Annotated in this window: 2 protein-coding genes (1 of these 2 only partly in view); both read right to left on the minus strand. The window is 47.7% G+C overall.

Annotation, left to right across the window (positions count from 1 at the left end; translation table 11 throughout):
* On the minus strand, window positions 1–7,913 hold the 5' portion of the coding sequence (locus CEX98_RS01515; protein WP_099640380.1) for a non-ribosomal peptide synthetase. Its footprint begins 1,915 nt before the window's first position; the window shows 7,913 of its 9,828 coding nt (coding positions 1–7,913); the start codon lies at window positions 7,911–7,913; its stop codon lies off the left edge, out of view.
* Complete coding sequence (locus CEX98_RS01520) at window positions 7,913–17,842, minus strand: hybrid non-ribosomal peptide synthetase/type I polyketide synthase (RefSeq protein WP_099640381.1); 9,930 nt, start codon at window positions 17,840–17,842, stop codon at window positions 7,913–7,915. Before CEX98_RS01520 ends, CEX98_RS01515 begins: the two co-directional genes overlap by 1 nt.
* Between the last annotated feature and the right edge of the window lie 599 nt (window positions 17,843–18,441).

Consider the following 18,441-nt stretch of genomic DNA (forward strand, 5'->3'; position numbering starts at 1 on the left):
ACTAATGGTAAGATATTCACGCTTTGCTCAGGGCTTGTGAGCGCAGCATCAATTAAGGTTTCAAAAGCATCAACCATCGCCTGCACGCTGGTGTGTTTAAACAAAGCTTTGGCATAATTCCACTGCACCGCGATCTCACTGCCAGATTCTTGTGCATTGACTTCTAAGTCGAACTTCATTGCAGGCTTAAGATCAAGCTGTTGCTCGATTTTTAGATGAGGTAGTTCGAAGTCACTTTGTTCGTTATTTTGTAGTGCAAAGAGTATTTGTAATACAGGCGAATGCGCTAAGCTGCGCGATGGATTAATGGCATCGACAAGCTGCTCAAAGGGTAGATTCTGATGGGCAAAAGCCGCCAAGATCACCTGTTTTTGTTCACTTAGCCAGTCGTTAAATGAAGGCGACCCCACTTTGCGAGCACGAATAGCCAAAGTGTTTACAAAGCAGCCCAATAATCCTTCTAACTCTTTTACCTCACGTCCTGCAATGGGCGAACCAATGACAATATCTTGCGTTTGACTAAGACGAAGCATCAACAGCGAAAAGGCACTTTGCAGCCACATATATAAGGTCACCCCTTGTGCTTGGCAATGCGCTTTTATCGCCTCAACTTGCGACGTCGTAAGAGTATGACGGATACACTCACCATCAAGGGACTGAACGTGTGGTCGCTCAAAGTCCAGCGGTAGTTCATGAACAACAGGACACTGCTGCAACTGAGTTTGCCAATAGGAAAGATCTGCCTGATAGCTATCTTGCTGTTGCTGCTGCCAGTAGGCAAAGTCTGCATACTGCACCGCTAGCGGTTTAGCGTATTGCTCTGGCAACGGATACGCTGGCGCTTCGCTAAAGTGCCGATAAAACGCCACAAATTCTTTGGCAAGTAGCGCCATTGACCAACCATCGCTGGCAATGTGATGCATGTTAAACAAGAGTCCAAATTGGTTGTGGCTAAACTGTACACAGATAACGCGCAGCATAGTGTCTTGGCATAAATCAAAAGGCTTGCTGAGCGATTGTTGCTGCAATGTTTGCCAACGCTGCTGTTGCTCTGCGTTATTCAGCCCAGACAAATCTACTAATTCCACAGGACAGGCTACTTGATCACGAACCTGTTGCACTGCACCGTGCTCACCATTTGCAGGAACGATGACCGTACGGAGTACTTCATGACGTGCAACAATCGCGCTTAACGCTTGTGTTAAAGCGTCAATATCTAAGGCTCCCTCACACCAATAGCTCGCTGGCATATGATATTGCACACTCTGCTCATGTAACTGGTCAATTAACCACAAACGCTGCTGGGCAAAAGACAGAGGTAACGCTTGAGCTCTTGATACTGGCTCAATGGTATTGCTGTGCGCAATCATCGAACTTGCAGTTATCACTTCAGCAAACGCTGCAATACTTGGCGCATCAAAGAGTTGTGGCAAGGTGATATTTCGCCGTTGCTCACTGCGCACTCGGCTGATCACTTTTATGGCGAGCAGCGAATGCCCGCCTAAGTCAAAGAAACTGTCGTTAATACTCTGTACTTGGCTCGGTAATAGCTCACGATATAACTCAAGTAAATAACGCTGTATATCTGTGAGCTTAGATCCATCAATTACCTCGGCGACCTCATGGCTTTTCGCCTGTGCCTGATAGGCAAGCTGTAATGCTTGCTTGTCTACTTTTCCGTTTGCAGTCAGTGGAATATCAGCAACGATATCCAGCGCGGCAGGTAACATGTAACTGGGCAGCGACTGCGATAAAGCTTGGCGCAACTGCACGAGTGTGAGCTTAGCCTCACCATTTAAAACCACATGAGCCACTAGGCTTTCTTGTGCTTCATCAACACTGACAGCGCAGCTCTTTACCTGCGCCAACGCGTCGATTTGATGGGCGATTGCCACAAGAGAAATACGGTAGCCTCGCAGTTTTACTTGCTCGTCTAACCGCCCCAAATAACAAAGGTAGTCAGCCTCTCCGCGCGCGTTCGCCTGCCACTTTGCCTTGTCGCCACTGCGATACCAACGCATGCTTAAAGTACCAGACGCAGGCATTGCCTGCTCAACAAAACGTGTTTGCGTCACACTCGCGAGATTAATATAGCCTTCACACACCCCATCTCCCGCTAGCCAAAGCTCTCCGGGCATATTAGGTAAAGCCAGTTCGCCAAACTCGTCAACCACCGCAAGTGTCATATTATCGATAGCATGACCAATAGGCACTTCTTCGTGGCCCGCTAACAGGTGGCGCGACTCACGGCTTACAGCATAGATACTACAGCCGACCGTTGCCTCTGTTGGGCCATATTCGTTTATCCACAGGGCGTTAGGGAGCTTATCCATCAGCTTATCAACCAAAGCTGCGCTCAGCCCTTCACCGCCAACCACAAATCGGTGGGCAATATCACTGCGAGTTTGTGCGTCACTTAATGCAAATACCGCGCGTAGATGAGCCGGTGTTAACTTGAATAACTTGGCTTCGTTAGCTGCAAAAATCTGCGCTTGTAAGGCAGGCAACAATTCGGCGTCTGTGGGGACCAACTCAAGTTCACCGCCTCGCATTAAGATAGGCACTAAGGCGGTCACCGTCGCATCAAATGCCAGCGGTGTACTGAGCACGGCCTTGGTTATGCCTCCGGATTGTGGCAGGTAGCGCTGACACGCAAAGCGCAGATAATTATTGAGGTTGCCATGACTAATGGGCACCCCTTTTGGCTGCCCCGTTGAACCTGAGGTATAAATAACATAAGCAAGCTCGGCCTCGTTAAATGCTGCTGCGTCTTCATCTAGCAACAAACTAGTATCGTAAAATGCAAAGTTCCCTTCGGCTTCGAACAAATCATCAAGCAACAAAAAGTCACTCCCGGCTTCAATCAAACGCTCGGCATCTTCACTTAGCGCCAGCGTCAATACGATGTCTGCATCATTCATGATATAGGCTAAGGTATCGGTTGGCGTGTCATGATGAATTGGCACATAAGTATGGCGCGCTTTTAATATTGCCAGTACCGCAGCCACCATGTAACTTGAAGACGGCAGTAAAATAGCAATGCGACTTTGCTCGGGAAATGCCATTTCTAATAAGCTATTAGCGAGTTGATTCGCGCACTTTTCTAAGGTGAGATAACTACAAGTGAACTCCCCCATGCGCACCGCAGTCTGTAGTGGGGTCTGAAGAGCCACCTGACTAAACTGAGTCACCCATGGCTGTTGCTCTGTCACTTCTACCGCAACACTTTGCTGTTGTTTTAATAGTGCTAACTGCTGCTCCTCGGGCCACAATGACAATGCTGATAACGGGGTATTTGGCTCTGCAAGACACTGCGATAACACACAGCAAAACTGCTGATGGAAACTAACCACACTCGCTTCTTGCCACAAATTGCTGTCATAAAGCCATTCAACGGTGAGTACATCCCCCTCGTCTATCACTGCGACTTCCAAATCTAATTTGGCACCGCGTACTTTACTTTGGCAAGCCGTCACTTCCAGTTGCGCTAGCGTAAGGTTCTCATTTACCTGATTATTTACCCGGAACACGATTTGATGCAGCGGGTGCTGGGCGCTTGAGCGTTCAATGTCTAGCTCATCCACTAGCACATCGAAGGGAATATGTTGATGTTGCAACGCATCATTGAGTAAGCCCTGGGTTTGCTGTAGCGCTTGGGTAAAGCTGGTGTTTTCACTCCATTTGCTTCTAAGCACTAAGGTATTGATAAAGTTACCAATCATATTTTCAAATGCTTTGAGGTGACGCCCTGATACCGGTGTACCAACAACCACGTCGCGCTGTTGAGAAAAGCGGCTTAGCCATAATGAAAACAGCGTTTGCAGTAATACAAATAAGGTTTGCCCTGAGCGAGTTTGATACGCTCGAAGCGCACTGACCAGCGCTGCTGGTATGGGCTCAATCACTAAGGCGCCACGCAAAGAGGTTTTCGCTTCTCTGTGGTAATCCAGCGGTAATTCATGAACCTTGGGCAGACCTTGTAATTGCATACGCCAATAGTCGAGTTCCTGTTGCCATAACGCCCCCTGTTCCAGCTGCTGTTGCCACATCACGTAATCAACATAATGCACCTCTTGTAGCGGTAAGGTTTCGCCGCTGAGAGCAGCTTTGTAAGCCTGTCCTAACGCGTCACTCAAACACGCAATAGACCAACCATCGGCAGCGATATGATGTAAGGTGATCACAAGAGTAGCCTGCATCGCCTCTTGTTGATAAAGACTGGCGCGCAGCATTAAATCACGGCTTAAATCGAAGCTGGTTGCGTAATCTTCTGCGATAGTCTGCTCTAACGCATGTGCTTGTTGCTCAGCGGATTTATCTGTCCAGTCGTGCTTAATCAGGTTAAATCGAGCATCAAGGTTAATGCTTTGGAGCGGTTCTCCTTGCTCATTTTGATGGTAATTAAACGCCAAGACTGGATGCTGCTTAATCACAGCAATAAAGGCTTGTTCTAAGGCTTCAGTATTCAGCTTGCCTTGCAATTGGAATATACCCTGTAGGTTATACTGGTTGCTGTGCCCTTGCAGTTGATCAACAAACCACAAGCGCCGCTGTGCAAATGACAAAGGATAACTAGGCTGTGATGGCGCAGGTTGTAGACTTGGTAATGAAGATTGAGACTGAGCGTTAGCCAACATCTCGCTTAGTTCAAATACGCTAGGATTGGCAAACAGCTGCTTTAAGCTCACTTCCACCGAGAGCAGAGCTCTTAATTCATTGAGTAATTGCATGGCCAATAAAGAGTGACCACCGATGCTGAAAAAGCTATCGTGCAGCCCCACTTCTGGTGCGCCCGTTAAGGTTTGATAGAGTGTGATTAACTGTCGCTGCAACGCACTCGCCACCTCACTACTTTGGCTTTGAGAAGTTAATGCCAAAGACTGTAATTGTTGGCGGTCTATCTTGCCATTACTCAGGGTGGGTAAGTGCTGGCAAAGCTCTATCCAGCTTGGGATCATCGGCTCGGGCAAGCGCCGCTTCAAGCCTTGACGGATCACCTCGCGCAAATTGGTTGCAGCGCAGAGGTTGTTATCAACACTTACCACAAAAGCAACCAAAGCGTCTTGTTTGCCGAGCTTACGCACGACTACCGCAGCTTGCGATACCTCATCAAGCGCTAACAGTGCAGCTTCTATTTCATTGAGGTCAACACGAAAACCGCGAATTTTCGCTTGTTTGTCAATTCGACCAAGAAATTCAAGCTGACCGCTCGCATTCAGCCTAACGCTATCACCACTGCGGTAAAAACGCGTGCGTTGACCGCTATTTTGCAAGACACTTATAAACTGAGCAGCGGTCTCTGAAGGCGCATTTATATATCCTTTGGCAAGGCTTGCCCCACCAATATAAAGCTCACCAGGCATGCCCGCAGGGGTCGGCTTCCCCTGTTTGTTGAGTACGCAGGTGATAACATGTGCCAAAGGCGTACCGATTGGGTAACTGTGGCCGGTTAGCTTGCTGTCTGTGACTTCATGACAAACCACTCCAACACAGGCCTCCGTCGGACCATAATGGTTGAAAATACGCGCCGAGGGCGTTAGCGTGCGAATGCTATCAACAAGCTGCTCACCCAATGCTTCTCCACCTAACACCCACTGCGAAATAGCGGGCTTTTGCTCAGTAAACTGAGGCAAAAGCACCGCGGCAAAAGAAGGGGTTAATTTAATCAAGTTAACTTGCTCAGCCACTAACTTGGCTGCGATTTCAGCCGGTTCTGGCGCTTGATCTGCAAGGGTGAGTACCACAGTGCCACCATGAATAAGCACCGGATAGACAGCCGTTAAGCATAAGTCCGTGGCAAGCCCTGTGACCACGCCCGCTCGCGTACTTTGGTTATAACTCAATCGTGCTGCGATGCTGCTGCAATAATGGCTCAGTGCGCCATGGCTGATTTCGACCCCTTTGGGCGTACCAGTTGACCCTGAAGTAAACATCACATACGCACGCTCATCATCACTTGATGAAAACACTTGCTGCGGCGCGCCGTTATTTTGGCTCAGCTCAGTGTAGTCAAGCACCTGAATGTCAGCTTCTCGTAACGTTTGGCAAAGTGGCGTTTCTACACTTACCACCACTGTATTACACTCAGCTTGCGCTAGCATTTGTAGCGCTCTGGCCGCAGGCATGTTGCCATCAATAGGTAAATACGCGCGACCACTTTGCATTACGCCAAGCATAGTGACAATATCACTCACATTACCTGTTGTTATCAGCGCAATAATTGACGTGGCTGCGTGTAAGTTGTTGGCAATTTGCACGCTTTGGGCATACAGCTGCTGATAAGTTAGGGTGCGTGATGCTTCAACATTGGTGCTTGGCACCACCACGGCTATCGCCTCGCCTTGGGTTTGCGCTATCTCTCTGATTGCTTGCGGGACCAGCATCGGCTGGCTGATGTTGTCATTGATATCCGCCGCCTTTGCCGGTACGTTCGTTGATTTAAGCACCAAGTCATCAATTGGCAGCGTCTCTTTGGCACAGTAACACCCCACGAGTGCCAGATAATCATCGGCAAATTGCTGAATGAGCATACGGTCATAAAGCCCTGTGGCGTAAACAAAGTCACACACAAGGTATTCATCTGTATCATCAACAGATAGCGTTAAGTCAAATTTCGCAGTGCCATTATCTAGAGCAATTAACTCGGCTGCTAATTGGTTATTTACCGACACCTTATTACTTGCTACACCATTGTAGTTAAATAACACTTGAAATAAGGCGGAATGCGCAGCGGATTTGGGTAGTTCCAGCGCTTCAATGATGTCTTCCACCGCAGCATTTTGATTACCAAGCCCTTGTAATACCTTGTATTGTAGTGCCTTAATCGCCTCACTCATGGAGTGATGACCGTTTAATTGAATACGCAGTGGCAAGGTATTAATAAAGCAGCCAAGCATAGCTTCAAACTCGCTTTGCTGACGATTAGCAACCGGCACCCCTAAAGTAATATCGGCTTGCTCACTGTAGCGATAAAGCAAGATGTAAAACACACCAAGCAAGGCGGTAAAATGTGTTACGCCGTCGCGCTGGCAGGCTTCATCTAATTGTTGTATTTGCTCCGTATTAAACGCACAACGAACTGTGCCACCCTGATACTGTTTTTCTTTTTTTCTTGGATAGCTGGTGGGCAGCTCAAACGGTGTAAATGCCGCTAACTGCTCAGTCCAATAATCCAATTGTTGTTGATAAGCAGGGGATTGTCTTAATTGCTGCTCCCAGTGCACATAGTCCATATACTGTAATGCTGGGGTGTCAAGACACTCCTCCGTTAGCTCGTACAGCAGCGCGTTGATAAACACAGTCACGCTCCAACCATCACTGATAATATGATGCATGTTAACGAGTAACCAACGGCAAGCAGTATGAGAGTTGTTTACCAAAGCCGTTACTTGCAGTAGCGACTCATTGGCTAGATCAAATTGGTACTGCGCAGCTTGCTTAATCGACTCAGGAAGCTGATTAGGTAAGGTGTCTTCAGCCACTGTCATCACGGCTACTTTTATCGCCTCAGCTTGTTCAACCTGCTGAACTACCTTCCCTGAAACCGTAATAAATCGTGTTCTTAAAATGTCGTGCCTTGCTACCAAACGGCTCAACGCTTGCTCAATCGCTGAGACAGAAAATGGCTGCGATAATTTAACTAGCCCAGCCATATTGTAGGCCGCAGTGCCCCCTTCGTACTTATCAATAAACCACATTCTTTGCTGCGCAGCCGAAAGCGCACCAGATTGCTTTTGCTGTCCCTGAAGATAGGAGATAAGCGCAGCTTTATGCGCCTTTATCTTGTTAAGAATATCCTCAGGCACCTGTCCAAGCGGTGTTCTAAGTTTTAACTTATCCTGCTGTAAATAAACATAAATCTGTTGACGGTCAAGCTCATCTAACCACTGTTTAATCGCTAAGTTATCCATCATTATAAGTCCATCTCCGTCATAGATTTATCACTTAGAGCAGCACTCAAATCTCGATCGCTCACAATGTCACTGACTTTCTCTACAGCTGGAGTTTGTGTCTCCACCGCGATGGCATCATGGGCTTGTTTTAGCGCTTCAATACACTCGGCAAGCTCTGCAATACTGGCATGTTCAAAAATGTCGCCAATGGTCAATCTAATATTGAAAGCTCGGTTGAGTCTCGATACCAGTTGCATACCAATCACAGAGTTGCCACCACTATCCACAAAGCGTGCTGTGACGCCCAGCTGCTCAACAGGGAGTAGCGCTAGATAATGTTGATGCAGCTGCTTTTCAGTTTCAGTGCGGGGAGCCAATGTGCATATTTCGGATACTTGCTCAGTAGCAGGCTTTGGTAGTGCTTTTCGGTCGCGCTTACCATTTGGCGTCATCGGCCATTGACTCAACCAGACAAAATGCTCTGGCACCATGTAACTTGGTAACCATTCTCCGAGCGCTTGACGCAGACGAGGTGAGGACCACTCAGCAGATAAGTCGCCGTCATCAACCACATAACCACACAGACACCGACCGGTTTCTAGTGTTTGGACGCATACATCGACCTCACTACTGTTGAGTATGCGCCCCAAGTGATAACTAATATCGCCAAGTTCTATACGGTGACCATGGAGCTTAATTTGATTATCTAAGCGTCCTTTTACTTCAAAGCGGCCATCGGCTAAACGCCTCGCTTTGTCCCCCGTTTTGTATAAACGGCGGCTAATGGAAGCTGTAAATTGATGATTAATAAAGCGCTGCTGGGTTAGCTCAGCTTGATGTAAATATCCCATAGCAACACCACTGCCACCAATGTATAACTCGCCCCATACGCCATCGGGTAAAGGCAATCCTTCTCCACGGCATTCGGTTGGGAGCACAAATAAGCTGGTATTTTGTATCCCTTTACCAATGGTGACCTCTGCGGCATTGTCGATATGCGCCACCGCCGACCAAATCGTGGTTTCGGTTGGTCCATATAAGTTATAAAGCGCTTTGCTGTTGCTGAGTAGCTGCTCGGCCAGTGCCTGAGGTAAAGGCTCCCCGCCACTCCATACTTTTACGCCAGAGGTACATGTTGGCGCTGCATTTAACACGAGTTGCCACAGCGTTGGTGTTGCCTGCATCACGGTGATCTGTTGCTGCTCAATAAGCGCGCCAAGCACGGCAGGATCGCTAACACTTTCATCGCTTGCCAGCACCACAGTTCCGCCAACCAGCAATGGCCCAAACAACTCTAGCAAGGCAATATCAAACGCTACTGTGGTGATGGCCAGTAAACGGTCATCTGCCACCAGCCCTGGTTCACGACACATAGATGCAAGCAGATTAGCAAATGCCCCATGACTGACTTCAACGCCTTTGGGTTGGCCCGTTGAGCCAGAGGTATAAATCACGTAAGCACGCTGCTGAGCTTGAATTAGTAAGCTTGGGCTGCGAGTCGAACTTTTGGCAATTTCTTCTGCATCGCTATCCATACAGACTCGCTTTAAACCACCATGATTGAATAACGCAGACTCCGTACTGGTAGCATCACACAGCACAACTCTTACTTTGGCATCCTCCAAGATATGCGCGATGCGCTCATCGGGGAACGTTAAATCAAGCGGTAAAAATGCCGCCCCCACTTTCATCACTGCCATGAGTGCAATCAGCAGCTCAGCTCGGCGTGGTAATGCCACCGCCACGATGCTATTGGGCGTTACCTGCTGCTTCATCAAGTAGTGAGCGAGCTGGTTAACACGCGCATCTAGCGTCTCATAACTGAGGCTCACGTCGTCGGCTACCAGCGCCACATGCCCGCTGCAGCGCGACACATTGTGTTGCCAAGTTTCAATAAAACTCGCTGTTACCTTGACCGATTGCTCTTGTTTTAGTGGTAACTCAACTAACCGGTGGACATCATCATTGGTTTGCACCAGCTCATTTTGAGCCCCTATCGGTGTATTACTCTGAACCTGCGATAGCAAGTGCACAAACTTAGTCACGTACTGGGTCATCAACTCACTATCAAATTGCGCAGTTTGATACTCCAACAACAAAGACCACTGACCCTCAACACAAGTCATGTTCGTCGTGAGTTCAAATTGACCAAATTTCGCTACACTTGGCTGCACTTCGACTTCTAGCCCATTAAAGTTCGGTAAAGTGGTTACTTTATCTAGATTAAACAAAGTGCTAGGTAGAATAAGTTGGTCATCGGCAAGGCTTGAGTATGGGTGGGTTTGATGCTCAAAAGCGTCAAGTATTATGTTTTGCACTCGCTGTACCAGCTCACCGATAGTGCTAAGGCCAGTCATATCCACCACAATGGGCAAGATATTGGTGCAATAGCCCAGTAACGCTTGGTCGAGTAACTCAGGCTCAAACTGCGCCGCTAGTCGTTGTCTATCTGATACCGGCACACCGACACTTATCACCGTTTGGCCGCTTAACTTGTGTAGCCACAAGCAATAGATAGCAAGCATGGTTGCAAATTGCCCACACCGCAAAGATTGAGCGAGGGTTTCGCTATTTCGGATGGCGTTCGATGATATAGGCAGTGTGAGCTGATTGACTTGGTATGAAGCAGCGCTCACAGTAGTCGACTTTGGTAGCTCAAGCGATGTCGAATTGGTTAAACTTTGATGCCAAAAAGCATGATTTCTTTCTGCTTCTGGTGACTGCGAATATGCCTGCAAACTATCAATGTAGTGACTAAAGGAAACAGCTCGGCTTGCCACTTCATTTTGTTTTGCATCTTGATTATAGCGCTCAGCGATTGCAGCCAATACCATTTGTAGTGAAAGTCCATCGCAGATCACATGATGAGCCACAACACTTAGATAGTGCTGTGCTTTGCCATCACTCAATAACGTCACTCTACAAAGCGCATCCTTCGCAAAGTCAAATGGTTGATAACGCAGCGCGGATAACCGCGTTTGCAATGTTACTTGGTCGTCCTCACTCCATGGCTCAACATGCAACTCGGCTTTTTCCACTCGGCAATATTGCATTAAGCGGTCACTATCGACACCAAAACGCAAGATTGGGAAGTCACGGAAAACCGCGCTAACGGCTTGTTTCAGCCGCGTTAAATCGAGCTTACCTGAGAGCTTTAATATCGCTTGTAATTGATATGCACTCGCCCCTTCGCTAGAGGTCAACGCCATCGCTAACAGCTGCTGCTGGCTATGACTAAGAGGGAAAGCGACATCGTCATCGCGTTGATTGGTTTCACCAAAATAACCCGCACGTTTTAAGCTAAGTACACTGGCTTCAACTGCATTTATCACCGCTGCAATGTCTTCATCTGTATGGGCGGCGCTGAAAAAGCAGTTTCGTCCTTCCCAGATAAACACACCGCGATCTAGCATCTCATAAAAAAATACATCAAGATTTTGCGAAAAGCGAAAGCGGAATAATGAGGCAAACGCTTCTATTCGAATAGGCACGTCATGGGTTTCAAAAAACGCATTGAGATGTGCTTTAAATGCCGCGGTTTTGTCGTTGATCCCCTGTTGTAACGCCGGACCTTGCGACTTAATAGCTTGCAACACCGCTTTGGCACTTGCCATGGTCATAGGGTGTTTGCAGAAAGTCCCGGCAAAGAAGGTGGTATCGGTCAGAGGGTAGGAGTCATCTCCGTATTGCCAATTGCCGCCGTCAATGGCATCGAGGTAGGTAGCGGCCCCCGCGACAACACCGATAGGCATGCCACCACCGACAATTTTGCCATAGGTTGCCATATCGGCCTTAACGCCGAGTAATCCTTGAACGCCACCTGGATGTGCTCTAAAGCCAGTGATCATTTCGTCAAAAATAAGGGCTATACCATGTGCTTCAGTGAGCGTACGTAGTTTACGTAAAAACGCCCAAGGCTGATTTTCAGGGTGACGGCTTTGCACCGGCTCAACAATCACCGCGGCAATATGTTGCGCCTCTCGGGTAATAACCTCTAGAGCTTCATCATCACCATAAGGTAAAACAAGATTATCGGCGATTGCGCCATAACGCACTCCAGCACACATAGCCTCTACGCCTTGCTCTGGCGACTCAGTTGCTAAAGTACCATCATAGTGACCATGGTACGCACCTGAGAACTGAACAATTTTATCGCGCTTGGTCACCGTTCTTGCCAAGCGGAGCGCCGTCATTACCGCCTCTGTACCTGAGTTGCAAAACGATGCTCTCTCAAGTCCAGTCAGCTCACAGATAAGTGCGGCGACCTCGGGCGCATCAGGACTTGCAAGCCCCAGTTGCATACCCGCCTCAAGCTGTTGTGCCAGCGCAGCTTTGATAAAGTCAGGGTTGTGACCAAATAAGTTAGTACCAAAATCCATGGTGATATCAATATAGCGATTATCATCGATATCCCAGATATATGCGCCCTCACAACGCTTAGAAAACACCGGATAAAGTAGCTCTTTGCTCGATAGTCTAAAACCCGCCGATGCTCGGCAATCCGCAAGGCATGCACGATATTCGCTCACCAGCGCTTTTGAACTATGCGTTTTCGCAATGTAAGCATCACTCAATGCGGCAAGGTGTTGACGCATGGCTGGGCTGCTATTGGCACGCTGCACTTGCTTTTGCTGTGCGCCCGGTAATACTGCTTGAGCTCTGCTCGGATGAGACATTGATACATCTTTTTTAGCTATAACAGAGGTAGTGCTGTTTGCAACTTTCTCGCCCTGTATGTGTCGTAACTGCTGACCCACCACCGCTTCTAACGCAGCTCTTGCTTCAGCGTTGGTCACCCCACTTGCCGCCTGTAGTTGCGCCTGATAGATAGCGACAAGCGTGTGGTTGTCAGCCTCTACTGCACTACCTTTTGGCGTATCAGTCGTTACCGATACAGGTGATGGCAAACTGCCAGCTTGTTGTGAACCTTGCGGCGCTTTGAGATAGTCACTATGGCTTTGAATATAGGCCACTAACTTATCGACATCACTGAGTTCTTGATAAAATTGACGAACACTAAACTCTAAACCGAATTCCCGCTCGTACACTCTAACGGCCTGCATGATCATCAACGAATCAACCCCCATTTCTAACAACGGGAGGTTGGTTTGGATGGCATCAGCGGGCATCGACAATAGCCCCGCTAGGGTATTCAACACAAAGCTGCGAATTTGTGCATCACGGTCACTTACATCTACCACTGCCTGTGCTTCGGGCTGTAATTGTTCAGTCCCAAAAATCCAGTATGAGCTGCAATCAAATGGATATTGCGGCAAACTCGCTCTAACGCTCGGGCGATTGCCATACACCTGTTGCCATTCGAGCGGCCCGCCTAAATCGAGGTATGTGCCCAAACACTCGGCGAACCTCTTGCTGTCATCGCCTTTGGGGTGCAATACATGGGCATAATTAAGCGCTTTGTTATTGCTGTTTTCTTGTAGTAAGCCACTCAAAATAGGTTTGGGACCAAGCTCAATCGCTAAGCCATGCTCAAGTGATTCAAGCGCGGTTACACAGTCAACAAAGCGAACCGGCGCCATAATTTGCTCAACCCAATACTCAGCTGTTGCAATGCGTGTAGTCTCCACTTGCCCCGTCATGGATGAAACAAAAGGCAGTCGAGGCTGTTGGAATCTAACCTGTTCAGCGACTTTCCTAAAGGCGTCTAGCATGGGGTTCATCAGTGGAGAGTGGAAAGCGTTTGCCGTATACAGCGCTTTTACTTTAATTTGCTGTGCTGCAAGTACGTCACTGAGGGCAGAGATTGCTTCATCAGCACCGGAGAATACCACCCCTGCCTCACCATGGAAGGCTGAGATCACCACTTGCCCTTGATACTCGCTCAAGCAATTCTGTGCGGTTATTTCATCACACCTTGCGGCGATCATGCTGCCTTTTATCGGTAATTCATGCATTAGCTGACCACGCGCAGCAATCAACTCAACGCCATCACGAAGCGAAAACACACCCGCAATACAAGCCGCTGCATACTCACCAACGCTATGACTGAGCAGCTGAGATGGCTTTACCCCATAATGCATCAATAAGTTTGCCAAGCTGTATTCAACGGCAAACAAGCTCACTTGCGTCCAACGCGTTTGTGCGAGTAGTTCACTGTGCTTTTCGTCGAATAACACATCCAATAAGCGTGCTCCAAAGCGCTCGCCAACCAGACTGTCAATGTCATCTAAGTGACTGCGAAACACGGCATGGTGTTGATATAAAGAGTGAGCCATCAAGGGGTATTGCGAACCTTGTCCAGTGAACAAAAACGCAACTTCTGGAGTAGCATTTGCCGAGGACTGTTCAGCAATAATCGGAATATTAAGTTGCGAAATAAGTGCTTCTCTACTTACACCGCTAAACGTTTTATGCACACCTTTAAGCGCCACTTGCTCGGCATTTTGTGCGCAGAAGTGATCAAATGCTTGAGGAGTCAGACTCGATAATCGTTCACTATAGTGACCAGCAAGTTGTTGCAATGCAGCTTTCGATTTAGCAGCGAGAGGCAATAGATAAAGCGAAGGCGGTGTTACTTCAGCTTGTGTGCTGGGTTCGAGTGCTGGCGCTTGTGCGCAGATCACATGTGCATTTGTACCACCAAAACCAAAAGAGCTTAATCCAGCGGCTCTTATTCCCCCCTGTTGTACGGGCCATGCCTGCATACTTTGCGGCACCATAAATGGGAGTTTTTGCCATGGAATATGCGGGTTTAACACCTCACTATAACGCTGTGCAGGAATTTGCCCATGCTGTAAACACAGCAGCGTTTTGATAAGCCCAGCAATACCCGCACCAGATTCAAGGTGACCAATATTCGCTTTTACCGCACCGAGAATAACCGGATCATGACGACTATGGTGTTCTCCATACGTGCGGTTTAACCCGGTGATCTCGATAGGATCGCCAAGCTCCGTACCCGTGCCGTGAGTTTCCACATAGTGGATATCTCCCGCGTGCATCTTGGCATTACCAAGTGCGGCATTGATCACAGCCTGCTGGGCGGCACTATTTGGCGCAGTAATGCCATTGCTGCGGCCGTCTTGATTAATTGCACTGCCTTTGAGTACACCAACAATCGGGTCGTTGTCTGCCATGGCTTGTTGTAGCGGCTTTAGCATCACCACTCCAACGCCTTCACTTCGCACATAGCCATCCGCTGCCTGTGAAAAGGTTTTGCAATGACCATCTGCTGCTAACATCTGTGCATTTTCACAGGCCTTAGTCACATCATCGCTCAGAATAAGGTTAACGCCCGCCACCAACGCCGCATGCGTTTCTCCATTTCTTAGTGCTTGAATTGCATGATGAAGCGCCACCAGCGATGACGAGCATGCCGTATCAATCGCCACACTCGGGCCGGTAAAGTTAAAGCTATAAGAAATGCGGTTTGCTGCGATACTCAGCGCCGTGCCCGTGCCTAAATACGCGGTACTTTTTTGCTGTTGTTGCGACAACAAAAAGTAGTCATTTTGCGATATACCAACATACACACCAATATCGCTACCTGCGAGCGTGGCGGGTTGGTAACCGGCATGTTGTATGGCGTGATAAGTCGTTTGGAGCAGTAATCTATGTTGCGGGTCGATATGCTTGGCCTCAAGTGGTGAGATGCCGAATAATGCAGCGTCAAACTCATCGACCTTCTCTAAATAGCCACCGAGTCGGTCGGCTTCAAGATTCGGGCAAAGCTGCTGGCGCTTAGGATCTGGCGTGGTGATCCCATCCCCCTGCTGACATAACAGCTGCCAGAATGCATCGAGTCCATTTGCTGAAGGATAACGACAGGCCATGCCAATCACGGCAACATCTGTATCTGCAATATGTGCAGTTCGGCGAGAGGCTTGCGCCTTATTCGCTTGCTCAGTGGCGCCTTTCGACTCGTTAAGCTCTGTCTGTCCTAGGGCTTGAGTAAGCGTACTAAACTGACTTAAATACTGGGCTAGTTCGCGAATTGAGGGATATTCATAAAGTACCGTAGGCTCAAGATCTAGCTCGTGTACTTCCATTAATTCCCCTGAGATCCGCACCGCTTTCATCGAATCCACACCTAATGCCAAAAATGGGGCATCGATATCCAAGCTACGCGCGGGCTTATCTATTTCTTGTGCGACTAAATCTTGTAATAACCGTTGAATTTGCTGCAGTAACGATGAGGATGATGGCGCCTCAGCTTGCTGTGGCACAGTAGCTTCTCGCACACGCGCTATTACTTCAAAATTATCGGCTAAATAACTGCGCTTATTCTCTTGGCGCTGAATTTTACCGCTCGAGGTTTTATGAATGCGACCAGGCTTTATCAATACGATGTCATAAGGCGTAATGCCGTGGTGCTCAACGATCGAAGCGGTGATCTGCTGCAATACCTGCTCGGCATTTAACTTTCTTAGTGCAGTACGCTTTACTTGTTGTACTATCACCAAACGTTCTTCATCGCCATTAGCAGCGACCGAAAACGCTGCGCCGCCATTTTGTTCTAAGCTATCGCTTGCTTCTGTAACGGTTAGCTCTATATCTTGCGGGTAGTAGTTTTTACCGCGGAAAATCAGTACGTCTTTGGCCCGTCCGGTAACGAATAACTCTCCACGCTGGATAAAGCCTAAATCGCCAGTACGCAGATAAGCCCGCTCGTCAGCACCTTTAATTCTGGCATGAAACGTCGCCTCGGTTGCCGCTTGGTTATTCCAATATCCCTTTGCTACACTTGGGCCAGTTACCCAAATTTCTCCGGTTTCACCATCATTGCAGGCTTCAAAAGACTCTGGGTTAACAATCGCAATGTTATGCTCGCCCCAACTCACGCCAGAAGATACGGCGTAATAAGGCTGCTGTTCATCAGCCACATCTAACGCATAAAACGCATCTACTGTATCTTCATCTACGACTCGTTCGGCTTTACCCTGCTGTAGCTTGGTCGCATCAATACGTAATATCGTTGGTTTTTCTAGAAGACGTCCACCGGTTGCAAATAAAGTGGTTTCTGCCATGCCGTAACAAGGTGCGATGCTCTCTCTTTGCAAGCCACACACTTTAAACTTTTGATAAAAGCGCTCTAACGTGCTGGCCCGTACCGGCTCAGCGCCGTTTAATGCCGAGCGCCAGTGGGATAAATCTAAGTCTTTGAGATCTTCTTCTTTAACGGTATCCACACACAAGTCATAGGCAAAGTTTGGAGCGCTTGATGTCAACCCTTTGGTTTGTGACAGTAACTTTAACCAGCGCAGCGGTTTTTGTAGGAAATAGGCAGGGTTCATCAACGCCGCCGTAGCACCGATGTAGATCGGATGCATAATGCCAAAAATGAGTCCCATATCATGAAAATGAGGCAGCCAGCTCACAATCGCAGAGTTGCTATCGTGCCCAAAGGCTTCTTTCATGAGTGCCTGATTATCAAGAATATTATCGTGGGTTACCATCACCCCTTTGGGTGTGCCCGTCGAGCCTGAGGTATACTGTAAAAATGCCAGTTGTTCACCGTGAATGTCCCCTCGAGGCCACTGTTGAGTCACCGATTTAAGTGCGATGTTATCGGTGGTAAACAACGCTAATTGAGCAAGACTTGGTTCAGAATCTAGCAGCGGTTTTGCGATTTCATTGATTTTTTCACTGGTCAGTGCACCTTTTGCGCCTGCGTCTTCGATGATGGCACGCAGACGATCAACATTTTGATTCTTTTTAGGTGGATAAACCGGTACAGCAATGATCCCGGCATACAAGCAAGCAAAAAATGCCTCAATAAACTCAAAACCAGAGTTGTAAAGTAGTAAGGCTCTATCACCTGGTTCAAAATATTCACTGAGTGTTTCAGCGATTGTTGCTGCCCGTTGATGCAGCGCTTGGTAGGAAATAGTTTTGCTTGGTAATGCTTCATCATAAAAGTACTGATAAGCAATATCTTGAGATCGAGTACGCGCTAAACCCGCGAGTATAGTAACAATATTTGTATTCATGCCATCCCCATAACTTGGTTGGGATTCCTTTGGCAACAGCGCGAGCAGTATCAATTTGGCTTGCGACAGTTAACCATCAGTAACGTTGTAAAAAACCAATCAATTACTTAACCGCAACAAACACGACACCCACTCATTAAAGTAGACGAACGTTTGTAGGGTATATCTAAAAAGGTTAACTAACCGCTAAAACCGCGAGCCAAGTTAATCAACAGCACCTTTTGCTATTTGCTTGCAGCATATCAACAACATTGCTGTAATCACTCACTGTCACTTTAACGCACTAATATGGCAACTTTTTTACTACAAAATAAAAAAGACTGACGACTTCAGAGAATCAAATAGAGTTTAAAAATTAAGATCTTGGTACAGCAGGTAAAACAAACACAAAAGCTGTGGTTTCACACCAACTACCAGTGATCTGTACAAAAAAGGCTAGCACAAGAATTCGATAAATAAACTTATTTATTAACAAAAAAGTAAATTTATCTATTACACAAGATTACATGGGTAAATTTTAACCATTTTTTATTAGTTGAGTAGCCAAAAAACGCACAAACTGTTCAAGTACGAATATTAATTGGCTTTTTACCTGTTTT

The organism is Pseudoalteromonas piscicida (assembly GCF_002744175.1).
GTDB lineage: Bacteria > Pseudomonadota > Gammaproteobacteria > Enterobacterales > Alteromonadaceae > Pseudoalteromonas > Pseudoalteromonas piscicida_B.